The organism is Actinoplanes sp. NPDC051470 (assembly GCF_040682035.1).
GTDB lineage: Bacteria > Actinomycetota > Actinomycetes > Mycobacteriales > Micromonosporaceae > Actinoplanes.
In genome coordinates this window covers 728,659-745,255 of sequence record NZ_JBFBAA010000001.1, presented here as the reverse complement: position 1 = coordinate 745,255, position 16,597 = coordinate 728,659, and the positions used below count along the sequence as shown (strand labels likewise).

Below are 16,597 nucleotides of genomic sequence, written 5' to 3'. Positions count from 1 at the left end.
GCACATCACGCCTGGTTTCGAGAGACCATTCGGGGTGAGGGGAGGAGGCCGTGGAAAAGAAGAACCTCAGCAGGCTCGCCGTGCCCATCGGGGTCATCGGCATCATCGTCATGATGGTCGTGCCGCTGCCGACCTTCCTCCTCGACCTGTTCATCGCGCTGAACATCACCGTCGCCCTGCTGGTGCTGCTGGTCTCGATGTTCGTGCAACGGCCGCTGGACTTCTCGGTCTTCCCGGCGCTGCTGCTGGTCATGACCCTGTTCCGGCTGGCCCTGAACATCAGCGCGACCCGGCTGGTGCTGCGCGACGGCGACGCCGGCAAGGTGATCCACGCGTTCGGCGACTTCGTGGTCGGCGGCTCCCTGGTCATCGGCCTGGTGATCTTCCTGATCCTGATCATCGTGCAGATGGTCGTGGTCACCAAGGGTGCCGAGCGGGTGGCCGAGGTCGGCGCCCGCTTCACCCTGGACGCCATGCCCGGCAAGCAGATGGCCATCGACGCCGACCTGAACGCCGGCCTGATCGAAGAGTCCGAGGCCAAGCGGCGTCGCGCCGACGTGACCGCCGAGGCCGACTTCTACGGCGCCATGGACGGTGGCTCCAAGTTCGTCAAGGGCGACGCCATCGCGGCCATCATCATCACCGTCATCAACCTGGTCGGCGGCTTCGCCGTGGGCATCCTCCAGCAGGGCATGTCGCCGACCGACGCGATGAACCAGTACAGCCTGCTGACCGTCGGCGACGGCCTGGTCTCGCAGATCCCGGCGCTGCTGCTCTCCGTGTCGACCGGTCTGATCACCACCCGCTCGGCCACCAGCGGCGACATGGGCACCAGCGTCACCAAGCAGCTCAGCCAGAACAAGCTGGCGCTGCGCATCGCCGGTGGCGCGGCGCTCGGGCTGTGTGTCATCCCGGGCCTGCCGAAGGTCCCGTTCCTGATCATCGGCGTGCTCACCCTGGTCATCGCCCAGCGCATCAAGGACCCGGAGCCCGAACCGGAGACGCCGGTCGGGGCCGAGGAGGGCGAGCGTCCGGCGCCGGACTCGCCCGAGCAGCTGATGGGCGAGATGCGGGTGGACCCGCTCGAGCTGGCGCTCTCACCCGACCTGGTCGACCTGGTCGACACCAACGGCGGAGACCTTCTCGACCGGGTACGCGCGCTGCGCCGCAAGATGGCCCTGGAGCTGGGCGTGGTGATGCCTCCCGTGCGTACCCGGGACGACCTGGATCTTCCGCTCTCCTCCTACGCGATCCGGATCAGTGGCGTCGACGCCGGGACCGGGCAGGCGCCACCGGGAACCGTGCTGGCCATCGGCGACGGTCTGCAGGCGCTGCCCGGCCGGGCCGGCGTCGAACCGGTCTTCGGGCTGGCCGGCAAGTGGGTGCCGGCCGAACTGCACTACCAGGCCGAGCTGTCCGGCGCGACGGTGGTCGACCGGGCGTCGGTGATCATCACGCACCTGGCCGAGGTGGTCCGCACCAACGCCAGCCGGCTGCTCGGGCGTGAGGACGTCCGCCAGCTCACCGAGATGGTCAAGCGCACCCACCCGGTGGTGGTCGAGGAGCTCACCCCGGCCCAGCTCAGCCTCGGCCAGGTGCAGAAGGTGCTGCAGGGCATGCTCGACGAGGGCGTGCCGATCCGGGACCTGGTGCGGATCTTCGAGGCGCTGTCGTTGCGGGCCAAGATGTCCACCGAGCACGACGGCCTGATCGAGGCGGCCCGCAGCGCGCTCGGCCCGGCGATCGCCGCCCAGTACGCCCAGCACGGCCGGCTCACCGTGATCACCCTCGACCCGCTGCTCGAACAGGGCCTGCTCGAGTCGCTGCGGCCCAGCGAGAGCGGAGTGTTCATGGCCATCGACGGGATGCGCGCCGAGGCCATCGTCAGCGAGGCCGGCCGGCTGATCGAGGTCGCCGAGCAGTCCGGCGTCACCCCGGTGCTGGCCTGCTCACCGCAACTGCGGCTGCCCCTGATGCGGCTGCTCAAGGCCGGCGCACGCCGGATCCAAGTGCTCTCCTACACGGAGATCTCAGGTTCCACCGCACAGATCGAGACGATGGGGGTGGTGAACGGTGCCTACGCGGGTGCTGCTTGAGGGACCGGCCATCGAGCCGTTGCTGGCTCAGGTCCGCGAGGAGTACGGCTCCGGGGTGCGGATCATCTCGGCCGACAAGGTCCGTAGTGGTGGCTTCGGCGGCTTCTTCGCGAAGCAGCACTATGAGCTCTCCGTGGAGGTGCCGGACGCCACCGAGGACAGGAAGACCATGCCCCAGCGCAGAACACCGGCGGCCGCGCCGGCGCCGCAGCGGACCGTGCCGGCGAAGACCGTCCCGCCCGCCCGCGACGAACCGGCGCAGACTTTGGAACAGCTGCTGGAACGGGCCGAGGCCAAGGACCGGATCGTGCCGGACGAGCCGCCGCTGAAGCCGCGCCCGACGCCTCCGCCGGTCGAACGTCAGGCCGGCCGGGACGCGGGCATGGACGACCTCGAGGCGGCCGGCAAACGCGATCTCTCCGACAACGCGGCCGCGTTCGCCGAGCTCATGGCCGGACTGGACGCGGCCAGTCACATCGCCACGACCGCACCCCGTCGCCCGGCGCCGAGGCCCAAGGCGGAGGACAAGCCGGAAACCCCGATGGTACGGCCGTTCCGGCCCGCCCCGGCCGGCGATGCGCCGGTCAACGCGCCACTTCGGCCGCTGCCACCCGTACCCAGCCTGGCCGAGCTGATGGGCGGCCTCGGGGTGACCCAACCGCAGAGCCCGGCCGCCCCGCGCCCGCCTTCCCCACCCCCCGGTCCCGGCCGGTCGGCGGCCGAGGCCTACGGGCTGACCCAGCCGCTGCCGCCGCCGAAGACCCCGCCGACCCCGTTCGAGGCCACGCCCGAAACCGGGCCTTCGCCCGAGGTCCAGGTCGAGGCCGAGGCGACCCCCGCGGCGCCGCCGCCGAGCACGGAGGTGGCGTTGCGCCCGGCCATGACCGATCCGGTGGTCGCGAACCTGGTCTCGGTGGGCATGCCCGAGCCGATGGCCGCGCAGATCATCGGCGGCGACACGTACGCCGGGGTGCTCACCGCCCTGGCCTCCCGCCCCGCCGCACCGGCCGTGCCCGACGGCGCCGGCGAGATCCTGGTCCTGGCCGGCGACCTGACCTACGCCGTGCCGATCGCCAAGCAGCTGCTCGACCAGGGCAACATCGACCAGAGCCACCTGCTGCTGGCCGGCCCCTCGTCGGCCGGCACCGGGCTGCACTCCTCGCGGGTGCTGCGCAACCCCAAGGAGGCGGCGGCCCGAGCGGACAAGCTGCAGAACGGCACGTCGGCCTGGGTCGTGGTGATGGACGCCAAGGTCGGCTCGGTGGACCCGATCTGGGTGAACGACATGTGCGACGCGATCGGCGCCACCGCGCTGTGGGCCGTCGTCGACGCCACCCGCAAGACCGCTGACACCGCCCGCCACCTGCGCGCCCTCGGCGACGTCGAGGCGCTGGTGGTGCACAGCGTCGACCTGACCAGCGACCCGGCCACCGTGCTCGGGCTGGACCTGCCGATCTATTCGCTGGACGGCAAGCCAGCCACCCCGCACGCCTGGGCGGCGATGCTCTGTGCCCGGATCGCCGCGGACGTGACGCCCCAGGTCGCCGCGCCGCGCCGGCAGGTGCGATCCTCGCGATGATCCGCTGGTCGGTGCTGCTGTTCGCGCTGCTGATGAGCGCACCGGCGGTGTACCGCTTCGTCCTCGACGAGATCGACGTCACCGAGATGCTGGTGCGTTTCCTCATCGCGGTGCCGATCGCGGCGCTGCTGCTGGCCGGGCTGCGCTTCCTCACCTCCGGGTACGGCCGCACCGACGAGCCGGCCACCCCGGTCACGCCTTCGCCCGCCCCGGACCCGGGCGAGAAGCAGCCCTGACCCCGTCCTGCTCAGCCGACCAGGGCGCGGAAGCGGTCGGCGGCGCCGTCGGTGACCGCGCGGCCGTGGCCGAAGACGACCACCTCGAAGTCGAGGGCGGCCAGCCGGCGCAGGCTCTCGTCGGCCACCGTCCGGTCCTCGGTCATCACGCCCGGGCTGCGCCGCACGGTCCGCCCGCCCGCGGCCGCGTCGCCCGCGAAGAGCACCCCGCCGGCCCGGTCGAGCAGGTAGGCGACGTGGCCGTCGGTGTGCCCCGGGGTGTGCACAGCGGTGAAGCCGGGCACCGAGGTCGCGCCGTCGGCGGAGAGCAACTCGTCCACCGGAGCGGCCTCGGCCGGCTTCATGAACCTCGAACTGAACCGCTGGAGCGGGGTCAGCGACGGGGCCGGCGCGCCCTCGATCGTCGGCGCGTCCAGCCGGTGGGCGATCACCCGGGCGCCGGACCGGCGGCGCAGCTCGGCCAGCCCGCCCACATGATCGGGATGACGGTGGGTGAGCAGGATCGCGGTGACGTCGCCGATCGCCCGGCGCATCTCGCGCAGCGCCTTGCCGAACTCGGCCGACCGGCCGGGCAGCCCGGTGTCGACCAGAACCACCCCGTCGTCGACCACCACGAGGTGGGCGTGCACATAGCCGACGCTGATCTCGAAGACCCCGTCCACGATCTCTCGCATGGGCGAATGCTCCCACGTCGGCGCAGGTTGACGCGGCTCCCGCGCGGCAGCGCCGCCCGTGGCGGAGAGCAGCAGGTCCACCGCCCGGGCCGGGACGAAGCCGGTTGCAGGTCGGGTGCAGGCGCTCAGCGATCGGCGCTCCGGGTCGATGCGGCAGATGAGGGCTCGAGGAGGATTGGGTGAATCGACTGTTTCGGCTGGGGCCGGTGCTACGGGCGCGCAAGGCCCAGGAGGACGCCGCCCGCGGCGCGGTGATCCAGTCCCGTCAGGAGATCAGGGAGGCGCAGCAGCTGGCCAAGCGGCGTGCACTCGACCTGACCGGCGCCGACGCGCCCACCGAGGGGACCGCGCGGGCCATGGTCGCGTCCATGGTCGCCCGGCAGTCGCTGGCGCAGAGCCTGACCAACGCCCACCGGATGGTCGCCGACGCCGAGGAGGTCACCCGGGAGAGGGTGGCCGAGCTCGCCGACGCGGCCAAGCGCCGACGTGCGGTGGAGATGATGGCCGAGCGGCACGCCGACACGGTCCGCTCCCACGATCTCAAGGTCGACCAGGCCAACCTCGACGAGCTGGCGGTCACCATGAAGGCCCGCAACGCCGCCCGCGGACTGGACGGTCAGTCCGAGGAAAGGGCCAACCTGTTGCGTACGGGGGCCGGCACGGCCGCCGACCGGGAGGCCGTGAGCCGGGACGCCGCGCTCGCCGTGCACGCCACCCGCACCCAGCCGCTCGACCTCGCCGACGCCGCCCAGGCGATCGCCGCCCGCCGGGGGGACCTGGCCGAGGCGGTGCGCAAGGCCGAGCCTTCGCCGTCGGAGCCCACATGACGATGGGTGTCACGGGAGTCCTCTCCCGGATCTCCGAGTTGCAGTCGCAGCTCGGGCTGACGCCGACCGCGAACACCGCCACCACGGCCGCCAACCGCACCGGGTTCGCGAGCGCGCTCGCCGACGCCACCTCGTCGGGCGGCGCCAAGGGCGGGGTCACCGGCGACCAGATCGTCACGTCCGCCAAGAAGTACCTGGGCACCAAGTACGTGTTCGGCAGCACCGACCCGAGCAAGGGGCTGGACTGCTCGGGGCTGGTGCAGCGGGCGTACCAGGACCTCGGCATCGAACTGCCCCGGAACTCGTGGCAGCAGGCCAAGTCGGGCACCGAGGTGAAGAGCCTCGAGGAGGCCAAGCCGGGCGACATCCTGGCCTTCGACTCGCCGGTCGACCACGTGGCCATCTACCTGGGCGGCAACAAGATGATCGCCGCCCCCAAACCCGGCGACCACGTCAAGATCCAGTCGGTGTACGAGACCCCGACGCACATCCGCCGGGTGGTCGGCACCGAGGCCGCCGCCGGGGCCACCGGGCTGAACGCCGCCGCCACGGTCCGCCCGGCCAGCCTGCAGAGCTCCGGCCAGCTGTCCGGTGTCCCGTACGGCGATCTGTTCGCCAAGGCCGGCGCCAAGTACGGCGTCTCGCCGAAGCTGCTCGCCGCCGTGGCCAAGGTGGAGTCGGGCTACAACCCGAAGGCGGTCAGTCCGGCCGGGGCGCAGGGCCTCATGCAGCTGATGCCCGGCACGGCCAAGGGTCTGGGCGTACACAACTCGTTCGACCCGGAACAGGCGATCAACGGCGCGGCCAAGCTGCTGTCCCGCAACCTGAAGGAGTTCAGGTCGCTGCCGCTGGCGCTCGCGGCCTACAACGCGGGCGGCGGGGCGGTGCACAAGTACGGCGGCATCCCGCCGTTCGCCGAGACCCAGGCCTACGTGCCGAAGGTGCAGAAGGCGCTCGCCGCCCTGGGCGGCTGATTTCCGAGGAGAACCTTATGAGTACGCCGGGCTCCGTCACCGGTCCGGACCGCCGTCCGGCCGCCGATGTCACCCGCCGAGGCGCGTCCGCCCGCACCAGCGAGAGCGGCGGCGAGGAGTTCGGCACGGCCCTGTCGGCCGAACTCTCCCGCCCCGACACCGAACGCAACCGCCAGACCCAGGACCGTTTCGCCCGCAACCAGGCCGCCCAGTACACCAACGCCCAGCTCCAGGCCGCCCGCGACCGCAACACCACCACCCGCACCGCCCCCGGCCGCACCGCCGACCGTTCGGCCGCGGACCGCGCGGTAGCCGATCGTGCCGCCGCCGACCGCGCTGTCGCGGACCGCGCCGCGACCAACCGTGCCGCCGCGGACCGCGCCGCGGCCGAGCGGGCCACCACCAGCCGCTCCCTGGCCGACCGCGCCGCGACCGACCGCGCCGCGACCGACCGCGCGTCCGGCCGCGCCGCGGCGAACCGGGCCGCCGACCGTGGGGTAGCCGCCGATCGGGCCCTCGCCGGCCGTGCCGCCGCAGCCGATCGCGCCGCCGACCGGGCGTCGGCCCAGGAGCACCGGGCGGCGCCGCCGCACCACGACCGGACCGGCGCCGATCGGGCGACCGGCCAGTCCGAGGCCCGGCAGGCCGCCGCCGAACGTTCACAGGCCCGGGCCGCGGCCCAGCGAACCACAGCCGACCGCTCCCACCCCGCCTCACCTTCCAGCTCACCGTCCGCGACCGAGCCGGCAAGCACCGAGGCCGCCGAGGCTTCCCAGGCCGCCCAGGTCGCCCAGGCCGCGACCCAGGCTCAAGCCACCGCGGCCCCCGCCGCCTCCGTCGCGACCCCAGCGGGCGCCGCCGTGGAAGGCGTCGAGGCGTCCGGCCCGGCCGCCCCCGGCGCCGCGCCGGCCACCGCGGGAGTCTCCGCCCTGCCCACCGATCAGCCCACCGCCGACGGCGCGCCGAGAGCGACCACCCCGATGCCGGACACCCCCGTCCAGGGCGGACCGATCGCTCCAGCCGGGCCGGGCGCACCTGGCACCACCGCACCGACGGCCCCGTCCACCGACGGCGCGACCCCGACCGGTCAGCCCACCGCCGGCCTCACACCCGCCGCCCAGCCCGTCGCCGGCCGCACACCCGCCGGCGCGTCCATCGCGGGCCTCACCCCGGTCACCGCCGACGCCGCCCGCGCCCCCGACCTCGCCGCAACCCCAGCCCCGCAAGGCGCATCCACCCAGGCCCCCACCACACCACCGTCGGCCACCGGGTCCGCCGCCGCAGAGGCACCTGCCGCCCAGCCCCCCACCGCATCAGCCTCCGCACCCTCCGCGCCCTCAGCCGCAGGGGCCACACCGCCCGTCACCGCCGAGTCCACCGCTGCCGCCGCACAGACCACCTCACCGCAGGCCGCCCAGGGCGTCAGTCCCCAGGCCGGCGCCGCAGTGGCCGCCGCCGCGCTGACCGACCCGTCCGCCGCGTCCCCCACCGAAGGCATCCCCAGCGCCACGCCCACACCCGCCAGTTTCCAGGCCGACCTGGCCGCCCAGGCGGACACGACGGCCGGCGTACCCGGAATCACCGCAGCCGCACCAACCGCACCCACCGCGCCCGCGGCCCCCACCGTCCCAACCGCCCCCGCCGCCCCACCACCCCACGTCCCCGTCCCCGGCAGCCCCGCCACCCAGGTGGCGATGCGCATCGCCCCGCTGCGCCTGGAGGCCGACGGCATCCACCGCCTGACCGTCAACCTGCACCCCGCCGATCTGGGCCCGGTCCAGGTCGTGGCCGAGATCCGCAACGGCCAGATCAACGTCCAGCTCTCCGGCTCGACCGACGCCGGCAACGACGCCCTGCGCAACGCCATGGACGACCTGCGCCGCGAACTGGAGCAGTCCGGCTTCGGCAACACCAACCTCGACCTGCGCCAGGGCCCGAACCAGCAGGATCAGGCGCGCCAGCAGTTCGCCTTCATGGACCAGGGCCGCCCCGGCGGCGGTGGCTCCGGCGGCGGGGCGTCAGCGCCCGCTCCGGCCGACGCGCCCGCCCCCACGCCGACGCGCCCGGCCCCCGACGACGGCCGACTCGACATCCAAGCCTGACGCCCCTTTGCTCTGCGCACCTATATGCACCCCGTCGATACCGCCACCAATCGGACGCCGCGCCGATGCGGGAGCGATCGGCATCGCATTTCCGCAGCTGGGAAGGGGGGTGAGTATGAGTGCGCAGAGCAGAGGGGCCCTCGCGGGCTGGGGGCGGGCCAGGGGCGGCGGGCGCGGCGGTCAGCTGGCGGCGATCAGCTGGCGCAAGGCGTCCCAGGCCTCGTCGGCGGTCACCCGCTCGTCGAGGCCCTGGCGCAGGAAGTCGGTGATCTGGGGCCACACCGCGGTGGCCCGGTCGGCCTCAGGGTTGGTGCCGGGGACGTAGGCGCCGATCTCCACGAGTTCGCGCACCTCGCGGTGGGCGGCCATCATCCGGCGTAGTTCGGTGGCGTCCGACTTCTGCTGGGGCGTGGTGATCCTGTTGGCCACCCGGGAGATCGAGTCCAGGGCCTGGATGCTGGGGAAGTGGCCGGCGGTGGCCAGCTTGCGGTCGAGGACGACGTGACCGTCCAGGATGGAGCGGGCGGCGTCGGCGATGGGCTCGTTGTGGTCGTCGCCCTCGACCAGGACGGTGTAGAGGCCGGTGATGCTGCCGCGGGCGCCGGGGCCGGCCCGTTCCAGCAGGCCGGCCAGCATCGCGAAGACCGACGGCGGGTAGCCGCGGGTGGCGGGTGGTTCGCCGACGGACAGGCCGACCTCGCGCTGGGCCATGGCCGCGCGGGTCACGCTGTCCATCATGAGGAGCACGTCCTGGCCCTCGTCGCGGTAGTACTCGGCGATCCGGGTGGCAACGGCGCCGGCGCGCAGGCGTACCAGCGGAGGGGTGTCGGAGGTGGCGATCACCACCACCGAGCGGGCCAGGCCTTCGGGGCCCAGGTCGTGTTCGATGAACTCGCGCACCTCGCGGCCGCGCTCGCCGACCAGGGCGACCACGTTGAGCTCGGCCGACGTGCCGCGGGTGATCATGCTCATCAGCGTGCTCTTGCCGACGCCGGAGCCGGCGAAGATGCCGATGCGCTGGCCGCGGCCGCAGGGTACGAGCGTGTCGAGCACCCGTACGCCCAGCGACATCGGCGCGTCGACCAGCTGACGCTCCATCGCGGACGGTGGCGCGGCGTCGATGCTCACCAGGTCTCCGCGCAGCGGCGGGCCGCCGTCCATCGGGCGGCCGAGCCCGTCCAGGATCCGGCCGCGCAGGTCGGGGCCGACCGCCACGCGCAGGGGTCCGCCGGTGCTGACCACGGGCTGGCCGGTGCCGAGGCCGGCGATCGGGCCGAGTGGGAGGCAGGACAGGCGGTCGCCGTCCAGGGCGGCCACCTCGGCGTACACCGAGGACGGGCCTTCGCCGATCTCGAGCAGTTCGCCGACGCGGGCCTCGAGGCCGCCGACGGTGACCCGGAGGCCGACGGCGCCGGTGACCCGGCCGCGGGAGAGCGGGCGGGCGGCGGAGAGCGCGGCGTCGACGCGCGCGCGGAACAGGTCGCTCACAGCCGCAGGGCCTCCCGGGCACGGTGGACCGCCGCGGCGATGGACGCGTCGACGGTGGTGGAGCCGGTCTCGGCGATGGCGTCGCCGGGCCGCAGCGCCGGGTCGGGTCGCAGGTGGACCGCCCGTCCGGCGTAGTTGTGGTCGGCCTGGCCGGAGCCGCCGACCAGGTTCCGATAGTCGTCGGGGTGCAGGTTGACCACGATCTCGCCCTGGTCGGGGGCGGCCGCCATGGCCCGGCGCAGGGCGTCGGCGGCGCGGTGCTCGGGGTCGTCCAGGGTGCGCCCGACGATGGCCTCGGCCAGTTCGAAGGCGTGTGCCAGCACCGCCTCCTGCAGCTCGTGCAGGGTGGGCATGAGCTGGGTCTCCAGCCCGGTCACGGCGCGGCCGAGCGCGTTCACGGCCTGGCTGAGCGCGGCCGCCCGGCGCTGCTCGTGCGCGTTCTCCAGGGCGCGCGCCCGTTCCGCGGCGGCTTCGGCCTCCAGGGCGGCGGCTCGCTGGCCCTGCGCCCAGCCCTCGGCGTACCCGGCGGTCCGGGCCTGTTGTTTGGCCTTCTCCACCGGAGCGCTGTCCATCGGCGGCTCTCGGCGCAGGTCCGTGCCGAACCGCGCGGCCGCCGCCGATTCGGCGACGTTGCCACGCAGCACGGACGGGCGCTCGTCAGGCAATGAGTTCCTCCTGCTCGCCGCCGCGCTGGATCTCGATCTGGCCGGAGTCCTCCAGCGCGCGGATCACCGAGACGATCTTCTGCTGCGACTCCTCGACCATCTTGACCTTGACCGGGCCGAGGAGGTCGATCTCCTCGAGCAGGTTGTCCCGGCCGCGTTCGGACAGGTTGCCGGTGACCTTCTCGCGGACGTCCTCGCCGACGCCCTTGAGCGCGGTGGCCAGGTCGGACGGCTCCACCTGGCGCAGCACCAGCTGGATCGAGCGGTCGTCGAGGTTGATGATGTCCTCGAACATGAACATCCGCCGGCGGATCTCCTCGGCGATCTCCGGGTTGCGCGCCTCCAGCGCCTCCAGGATGAGCCGCTCGGTGGTGCGGTCGGCGCGGTTGATGATGTCGACCAGCGGTTGCAGGCCGCCGACGGTGGACAGCTCGTCGGGCTGGAGCACGGTGGACAGCTTGCGCTGCAACGCCAGCTCGACCTGGCGGATCACGTCCGGTGAGGTGCGGTCCATCACCGCGATGCGGTGCGCCACGTCGCTCTGGACCTCCGGCGCGAGGCCGGAGAGGATCGAGGAGGCGAGGGCCGAGGGTACGTGCGCCAGCACGAGCGCGATCGTCTGCGGGTGCTCGTACTGCACGTAGGAGAGCACCTGCCGTGGGTCGGCGTGGCTGAGGAAGTTGAACGGCATGTCGGTCATGGAGGCCTGGAGCCGGTCCAGGATCAGGTTGGCCCGTTCGGAGCCCAGGGACGCTTCGAGCAGCTCCCGGGCGTACTGCAGGCCGCCGGCGCCGGCGTGCTTGGTGGTGGCCATCGCGTAGAACTCGTCGATGACGTCGCCCACCACGTCGGGCTCCAGCTTGCCCAGCCGGGCGATCTCCGCGGACAGCTCCTCGACCTCGCCCTCGCTGAGCGCGGCGAGAACCCGGGTGGAGTACTCCTTGCCCATCCGCACCAGCAGGATCGCGGCCTTGCGCAGGCCAGTCATCGACGTCGTGCTCAATGCCGGTGTGGTCAACGTGGTCCTTCCTCAAACCGCGGGGGTGATGCCAGGAACTCCAAGGTCAGCGGCCCGCGCCCAGCCAGCCGCGCAGCAGGGAGGCCATCTCCTCGGGCTGGTCCTCGACCATCTGCTCGATCTCGCGCTGCCGCCCGTCGACCTCTTCCTGCTGCCGGTCGGGCACCGCCTCGATGGCCGGGCCGGGGATGACGGCGTTCAGCTCGGCCAGCCTCTGCGCCTCCAGGGCGGCCTGCATCTGCTCCAGGTGGGCGAGCTCGGACGGGCTCAGCGACTTGCGCTTCCTGGCGCGGCGGCTGGCCCGCCAGGCGAATAACAGCAGGAGCAGGACGACCAGGGCGAGCGCGGCCGTCTTGACCAGCGACTGCTGCTTGTCGGCGGTGGCCGCGGCGGACGACTCGGCGAGCTCCTTCTTGGCCGCTTCGGCGGCGCTGGTGTCGAACGGCATGGCCGCGATCGCCACCGAGTCGCCGCGGGTCGCGTCGATGCCGGCGGCCGTGCTGACCAGCTGCTGCACCTGGGCCGAGTCGACGGTCCCGGCCGTGGTCGCGTTGAGCAGCACGGCCACCGACAGCTTCTTCACGCCGCCGGGCGCGCTCTTGCGGACCTCGTCGACCTGGTTCACCGCGTTGTTGCGGGTCTGCTGGGTGTTCTCGTACTGGCCGGCGGCGCTGGTGCTGGTGTTGCCGTTGGGGACCTGGATGTTGTCCGGGCCGAGCACGCCGCCCTGCCCCTTGCCGTCGTCGCCGTTGTACGCCTCGCGGCTGATCTGCTCGGACAGCGCCGCCACGGACGGGTCCGAGGTGTACTGGCGGGATGTCGTGGAGGTCTGGTCGAAGTCGAGCTCGGCGGTCGTGGTGACCACGGCGTTGCCCGGTCCGACCACGCTGTCCAGCATGTTCTGCAGCGAGGTGTTGAGCCGGTTCTGGTAGGCCACGGTCTGCGAGTCGGCGCCGCTGTCGCCGCCGGTCGCCACCGCGGCGCCGCCGCCGGTGGAGAGGATCTTGCCGTCCGCGCCGGCCACCGTGACCTGGGTCGGGTCGAGGCCCTCGACGCTGGAGGCGACCAGGTTGACGATCGCCTGCACCTGCTGGTTGGAGAGCGGCTTGCTGGCCGAGGACTGGACCAGGACGGAGGCCGTGGTCTTGTTCTGGTCGTCGGCGAAGACGTCCTTCTGCGGGATGACCAGGTGCACGGTGGCGGCCTCGACGCCGTCGATCGACTTGATGGTGTTGGACAGCTCGCCCTCGAGCGCGCGCTGGTAGTTCGTGTGCTGCATGAAGTCGCTGGTGGTGATGCCCTGCTGGTCGAGCAGCGCGTAACCGGTGTCCGACTCCCCGGGCAGGCCTTCGCCGGACAGCGACAGCCGCAGGTCGTAGACCTGGTCCTGGGGCACCATGATGGTCTGGCCGCCGTTGGCCAGCTCGTACGGTGTTCCGGTCTTCTGGAGCGACTCGACGATCGCGCTCGCGTCCTTGCTCGACAGGTTGCTGAACAGGGCGGCGTACGACGGCTTGGACGCCCAGGTGGCGAAGAAGTAGCCGCCGACGGCGAGGGCGACGACCGCGAAGATCGTGACGGCCTTCTGTCCCGGGGTGAAGGACTTGAAGGCGTCGCTGACCTTGCGGACGGGCGCGGGGAGACGGTCCGTCATGACGTCAGGCCTGCATTCTCATGATCTCCTGGAAAGCCTCCAGGGCCTTGTTCCGGACCGCCATGGTCAGCTGGAGACCGAGCGCGGCCTCGGTCGAGGCCATGGTGTACTGCGCCGGGTCGGCGAGCGTGCCGTTGGCGACCTGGGTGGCCAGGTCGGACGCCTTCGTCTGAGCGGCCTGGACGCTCTCCAGGCCGGAGGACAACATGCCGGCGAAGTCGGTGCCGGAGGTGGATTCGGCGGCTTCGGTGCCCGAGGCGCCCGCGGTCTTGCCGATCTCGGTGACCTTGCTGAGCGCGTCCATCGGGCTGATCCCCGAGAATCCGCTGATCGCGCTGATCGGAGAGGTCATGATCAGGCCTTCCCGAGGTTGATCGCCGCGGTGTACGAGTCACGGGCGCGGTCGACCACAGACAGGTTCGCCTGGTACGCGCGCTGCGCCATGATCATCTGGGCCATCTGGCTGCCGAGGTCGATGTCCGGCCGGCGGACGTACCCCTCGGTATCGGCCAGCGGGTTGTCCGGCTCGTAGGTCAGCTTGCCCTCGGCGCTGCCCAACGCGATGCCGCCGACCTGGGCGCCGTTGCCGTCCTGGGCCTCCTGGGCCACCACGTACCGGGCCTGGAAGGCGTTCTCCGAGGTCCGGGTGACGTTGTCGATGTTGGCGATGTTGTCCGAGACGGCGTCCAGCCACTTGCGGTAGACCGTGACGCCGCTGGCGGCCACGCCGATCGCGTTGAAGGTGCTCATCCGGATCAGGCCCCCTTGATCGCGTCGCGGATCAGGCCGTACTTGCCGTCCAGCGCGCGGAGAGTCAGCTGGTAGCGCATCGTGGTGTCGATGTGCGAGAGCGTCTCCTCATCGAGGTTGACGTTGCTGCCGTTCAGCCGGGTCGGCTCGAGCGAGCGGGCCACCGACGGCGTCACCGACCGGGGTGCACGACCGTGCTCGACGGCGCTGCTCAGCGCCTCCTCGAACTTGACCTTACGGGCCTGGTAACCGGGCGTCTCGATGTTCGCGATGTTGTCCGCGATGGCGGTCTGACGGGCGGCCAGGCCGGCCACGGAGACCTTGAGCGAAGCGGTGGACACGTCGTTGAACACGGCTGATTCCCCTCGGTCGTGCAGGTCGCCGGTCCGTGGCGGTCGTTGAGCGATCCGTCGCTCGTACCATCCGAATCGGCGTGTTGAGGGATCCGCTTAGGGCCAATCGGTTGCCGCGTGGTTGCTACATCGCGCAGTCGAGATAGACCGGGCGCTTGGACGCCTCACCGGTCTCGATCCGGGAGTTCATCGCCATCTGCTGGCGGGTGGCGACCATCCGGCGGGCGATCTCCTCGGCCGCGCGCAACTGGCGGGTGAGGATCTCGTCGGCCCGGGGCCGCAGCTCGAGCGGGAGGGCGCCGAGCTCGGTCGGCGGCTTCCACAGGTCGGCCGGCGGGTGCTGGGCGTGCCGGTGCTCGTCGGTCAGCATGGCTTCGGCCGCCGCGACGTCGAGTTCCATCTCGTCGAGCGCGGCGACCCACGCTTCCCGCCAGTCCCCAGTCACAAAGGTGATCCCTTACGTCTCAGTTGGTCGCCTGAGCCGCGGCCTCGCGCCACGCGTCGCGCAGCGGTTCGACCAGGCGCCGGCAGGCGGCCACCCGATCGGCGTCGCGCTTGATGTTGGCGCCGATCAGCTCGGTGACCAGGAAGCCGTACAGGTTGGCCAGGCCGGGCGCGCCGGACCAGGCGTCCAGGTCCAGTGTCGTACGCAGCTCCAGGATGATCTCCTGGGCGTGGGTGAGTTTGTCGGCGGCGACCTCGCGGTTCCCCGTGCGCACCGCTTCCTCACCCTGCACCAGGTCGATCACCAGGCGGTCGTAGAGCATGACCAGCAACTTGCCGGGCGAGGCAGTGTTGACCGAGTCCGCCAGGTAACGGTCGCGCAGTGCGGGAGAAGACATTGGATCCCTTGGGTCGGTGTCAGCCGAGCTGACTGGAGAGGTAGGAGGACTGCGACTTGAGGTTGCTGAGCGCGGTCTCCAGGGATGCGTATTGCTTGGTGAGGGCTTCGCGACGCTGATCGAGCCGCACGTCCCAGTGGTCGATCTGCGCGTTCATCGAGTCGATGAACGACTTCCGTCCGGTGATCGCGTTGGTGATGTTGGCCGTCTGCTTCTGCGAGACGGCCTTGAACGTGTCCGCCATGCCCATGCCGGCGTTCTTGATCTTGTCCGGGTCGGCGGCGTACGACGCCTCGAACGCCTCCTTCGCGAAGGTGAGCGTCCCGTCCTTCTCCAGCTGCACGCCGAGCTTGCTGAGGCTGCCGATATCGGCCTGGCCCTGGCTGACCGCGCTCATCACGGACTGGCTGATCTGCCGGACCATGAATTCGCTGGAGAGGGCGGCGCCGGACTTGGTCGTCGCGTCGTACTTGGTCTGCTTGGTGACCTCGCTGATCACCGCGTTCGCGGCGTCCACCATCGCCTTGATCTTGTCGGTCATGCCCCCGATGTCCGAGGTGACGCCGATCGTGACGTTGTTCTCCTCCTTGGTGGCGGTGAGCGTCACGCCGGTCATCAGGTCGGTGAACGTGTTGGTGCTGCTGGTGACCGTGTAGCCGCCGTCCTCGTCGGCGCCGCCGACCTGGAGCATCGCGTCCTGGGCCACGGCGGCGGTCTTCAGGTCGGCGTCGAGGCCGCCGACGGTGAAGCTGCCGGCGACGCCGGTCTTGGCCGCGGTCATCTGCAGCACGCTGTCGCCGGTGCTGGTCTTGACCACGGACGCCTTGACGCTGAGGCCGGCGCCGTTGATCGCGTCCGAGATGCCCTGGGCGTTGCGCGGCTGGTCGGTGAGGTCGATGGTGACCGGGTCGCTGCCGTCGTCGAAGCTGATGGTGATGCTGCCGCCGGGGGCGAGGTCGGCATCGGAGTCCACCCGGGCGGTGGAGATCTGGGCCTTCGCGAGCTGCTTGACGTCGAAGGTGAGGCTGCCGGTCTGCGTGGCCGCGGCGTTAGGGGTGGCGGCGGCGGTGACCGAGGTGGACGACGAGGTCGGCTTGATCGAACGCCAGGTGGCGGGCTTGGCGAGATCTTCCGACGCGGTCTTCAGAGCGGCGAGCTTGGTGTTGACCGACTGGTAGGAGGTGACCATCGACTCCGCGCCGGAGACCTTGGTCTTGAGGCGGTTCTGCGGCGCTGCCTCGATCTGCATGAGCTGGCTGATCATCGAGGAGGTGCTGAGGCCGCTGACCAGGCCGTCAACAGTGCTGCCCACGGTGCGCCCCTTTCTGTCGGTCGTGGT

The 16,597-nt window shown here is 71.9% G+C and carries 17 protein-coding genes; 6 read left to right on the top strand and 11 right to left on the bottom strand.

The window, feature by feature from the left end; genetic code table 11:
• The first annotated feature begins 50 nt into the window (after window positions 1-50).
• The 3 genes from AB0M54_RS03630 to AB0M54_RS03620 are packed head-to-tail and all read left to right on the top strand — an operon-like array spanning window position 51 to window position 3,911.
• A complete protein-coding gene (locus AB0M54_RS03630; protein ID WP_364313548.1) occupies window positions 51-2,096 on the top strand; it encodes a flagellar biosynthesis protein FlhA in 2,046 nt (681 codons plus the stop codon).
• A complete protein-coding gene (locus AB0M54_RS03625) occupies window positions 2,086-3,675 on the top strand; it encodes a hypothetical protein (protein ID WP_364468901.1) in 1,590 nt (529 codons plus the stop codon). Before AB0M54_RS03630 ends, AB0M54_RS03625 begins: the two co-directional genes overlap by 11 nt.
• Complete coding sequence (locus tag AB0M54_RS03620; protein ID WP_364313554.1) at window positions 3,672-3,911, top strand: hypothetical protein; 240 nt, start codon at window positions 3,672-3,674, stop codon at window positions 3,909-3,911. Before AB0M54_RS03625 ends, AB0M54_RS03620 begins: the two co-directional genes overlap by 4 nt.
• Before the next feature lie 11 nt (window positions 3,912-3,922).
• On the opposite strand, the gene AB0M54_RS03615 is transcribed toward AB0M54_RS03620, so the two are convergent.
• Window positions 3,923-4,585 (bottom strand): MBL fold metallo-hydrolase, encoded by a 663-nt coding sequence (locus AB0M54_RS03615; RefSeq protein ID WP_364313556.1) that lies wholly within the window; start codon window positions 4,583-4,585, stop codon window positions 3,923-3,925.
• A 179-nt stretch (window positions 4,586-4,764) separates the two neighbouring features.
• Here AB0M54_RS03615 and AB0M54_RS03610 point away from each other — a divergent pair, with 179 nt between their 5' ends.
• From AB0M54_RS03610 to AB0M54_RS03600, 3 genes are read left to right on the top strand one after another with little or no spacing between them, the layout of a single operon-like run.
• Window positions 4,765-5,412, top strand: a complete 648-nt coding sequence (locus tag AB0M54_RS03610) for a hypothetical protein (protein ID WP_364468899.1) — start codon at window positions 4,765-4,767, stop codon at window positions 5,410-5,412.
• Window positions 5,409-6,386, top strand: a complete 978-nt coding sequence (locus AB0M54_RS03605) for a transglycosylase SLT domain-containing protein (protein WP_364468897.1) — start codon at window positions 5,409-5,411, stop codon at window positions 6,384-6,386. Before AB0M54_RS03610 ends, AB0M54_RS03605 begins: the two co-directional genes overlap by 4 nt.
• A 17-nt stretch (window positions 6,387-6,403) precedes the next feature.
• Window positions 6,404-8,488: a flagellar hook-length control protein FliK gene (locus tag AB0M54_RS03600; RefSeq protein WP_364468895.1), complete on the top strand. Its 2,085-nt coding sequence runs from the start codon at window positions 6,404-6,406 to the stop codon at window positions 8,486-8,488.
• Between the two features lie 180 nt (window positions 8,489-8,668).
• Here AB0M54_RS03600 and AB0M54_RS03595 read toward each other — a convergent pair whose 3' ends face one another.
• The 10 genes from AB0M54_RS03595 to fliD all read right to left on the bottom strand — a co-directional run bounded on the left by AB0M54_RS03595 (window position 8,669) and on the right by fliD (window position 16,570).
• Window positions 8,669-9,976, bottom strand: a complete 1,308-nt coding sequence (locus AB0M54_RS03595; protein WP_364468893.1) for a FliI/YscN family ATPase — start codon at window positions 9,974-9,976, stop codon at window positions 8,669-8,671.
• Entirely contained in the window at window positions 9,973-10,641 is a 669-nt protein-coding gene (locus AB0M54_RS03590) for a FliH/SctL family protein (protein WP_364468891.1), read from the bottom strand. The genes AB0M54_RS03595 and AB0M54_RS03590 overlap by 4 nt, the downstream gene beginning before the upstream one ends.
• On the bottom strand, window positions 10,634-11,629 hold the full coding sequence (gene fliG, locus AB0M54_RS03585) for a flagellar motor switch protein FliG (protein ID WP_364313571.1): 996 nt from the start codon (window positions 11,627-11,629) through the stop codon (window positions 10,634-10,636). Before fliG ends, AB0M54_RS03590 begins: the two co-directional genes overlap by 8 nt.
• Window positions 11,630-11,705: 76 nt before the next feature.
• Entirely contained in the window at window positions 11,706-13,313 is a 1,608-nt protein-coding gene (gene fliF / locus AB0M54_RS03580) for a flagellar basal-body MS-ring/collar protein FliF (protein WP_364313574.1), read from the bottom strand.
• A 4-nt stretch (window positions 13,314-13,317) separates the two neighbouring features.
• Window positions 13,318-13,665 carry a flagellar hook-basal body complex protein FliE gene (gene fliE / locus AB0M54_RS03575; RefSeq protein ID WP_364468889.1) on the bottom strand — a complete coding sequence of 116 codons (348 nt, stop codon included), beginning with the start codon at window positions 13,663-13,665 and terminating at the stop codon, window positions 13,318-13,320.
• Between the two features lie 2 nt (window positions 13,666-13,667).
• The gene (locus AB0M54_RS03570) at window positions 13,668-14,063 is read right to left on the bottom strand and encodes a flagellar basal body rod C-terminal domain-containing protein (protein WP_364313579.1); all 396 of its coding nucleotides are present in this window, start codon (window positions 14,061-14,063) and stop codon (window positions 13,668-13,670) included.
• 5 nt (window positions 14,064-14,068) lie between these two features.
• Window positions 14,069-14,416, bottom strand: coding sequence for a flagellar basal body protein (locus tag AB0M54_RS03565; RefSeq protein WP_364313582.1), 348 nt, complete (start codon window positions 14,414-14,416; stop codon window positions 14,069-14,071).
• A gap of 124 nt (window positions 14,417-14,540) precedes the next feature.
• On the bottom strand, window positions 14,541-14,861 hold the full coding sequence (locus tag AB0M54_RS03560; RefSeq protein WP_364313585.1) for a hypothetical protein: 321 nt from the start codon (window positions 14,859-14,861) through the stop codon (window positions 14,541-14,543).
• A gap of 19 nt (window positions 14,862-14,880) precedes the next feature.
• Window positions 14,881-15,258, bottom strand: coding sequence for a flagellar export chaperone FliS (fliS, locus tag AB0M54_RS03555; RefSeq protein ID WP_364313587.1), 378 nt, complete (start codon window positions 15,256-15,258; stop codon window positions 14,881-14,883).
• Window positions 15,259-15,277: 19 nt separating this feature from the next.
• Window positions 15,278-16,570, bottom strand: a complete 1,293-nt coding sequence (fliD, locus tag AB0M54_RS03550) for a flagellar filament capping protein FliD (RefSeq protein WP_364313590.1) — start codon at window positions 16,568-16,570, stop codon at window positions 15,278-15,280.
• Window positions 16,571-16,597: the final 27 nt, after the last annotated feature.

What these genes read in the sequence shown, in the direction of transcription:
- AB0M54_RS03620 (WP_364313554.1), top strand. Translation starts at nt 3,672, where the DNA reads ATGATCCGCTGGTCGGTGCTGCTGTTCGCGCTGCTGATGAGCGCACCG.
- fliE (WP_364468889.1), bottom strand. Translation starts at nt 13,665, where the DNA reads ATGACCTCTCCGATCAGCGCGATCAGCGGATTCTCGGGGATCAGCCCG.
- fliF (WP_364313574.1), bottom strand. Translation starts at nt 13,313, where the DNA reads ATGACGGACCGTCTCCCCGCGCCCGTCCGCAAGGTCAGCGACGCCTTC.
- fliG (WP_364313571.1), bottom strand. Translation starts at nt 11,629, where the DNA reads ATGACTGGCCTGCGCAAGGCCGCGATCCTGCTGGTGCGGATGGGCAAG.
- AB0M54_RS03600 (WP_364468895.1), top strand. Translation starts at nt 6,404, where the DNA reads ATGAGTACGCCGGGCTCCGTCACCGGTCCGGACCGCCGTCCGGCCGCC.
- AB0M54_RS03605 (WP_364468897.1), top strand. Translation starts at nt 5,409, where the DNA reads ATGACGATGGGTGTCACGGGAGTCCTCTCCCGGATCTCCGAGTTGCAG.
- AB0M54_RS03570 (WP_364313579.1), bottom strand. Translation starts at nt 14,063, where the DNA reads ATGAGCACCTTCAACGCGATCGGCGTGGCCGCCAGCGGCGTCACGGTC.
- fliS (WP_364313587.1), bottom strand. Translation starts at nt 15,258, where the DNA reads ATGTCTTCTCCCGCACTGCGCGACCGTTACCTGGCGGACTCGGTCAAC.
- AB0M54_RS03615 (WP_364313556.1), bottom strand. Translation starts at nt 4,585, where the DNA reads ATGCGAGAGATCGTGGACGGGGTCTTCGAGATCAGCGTCGGCTATGTG.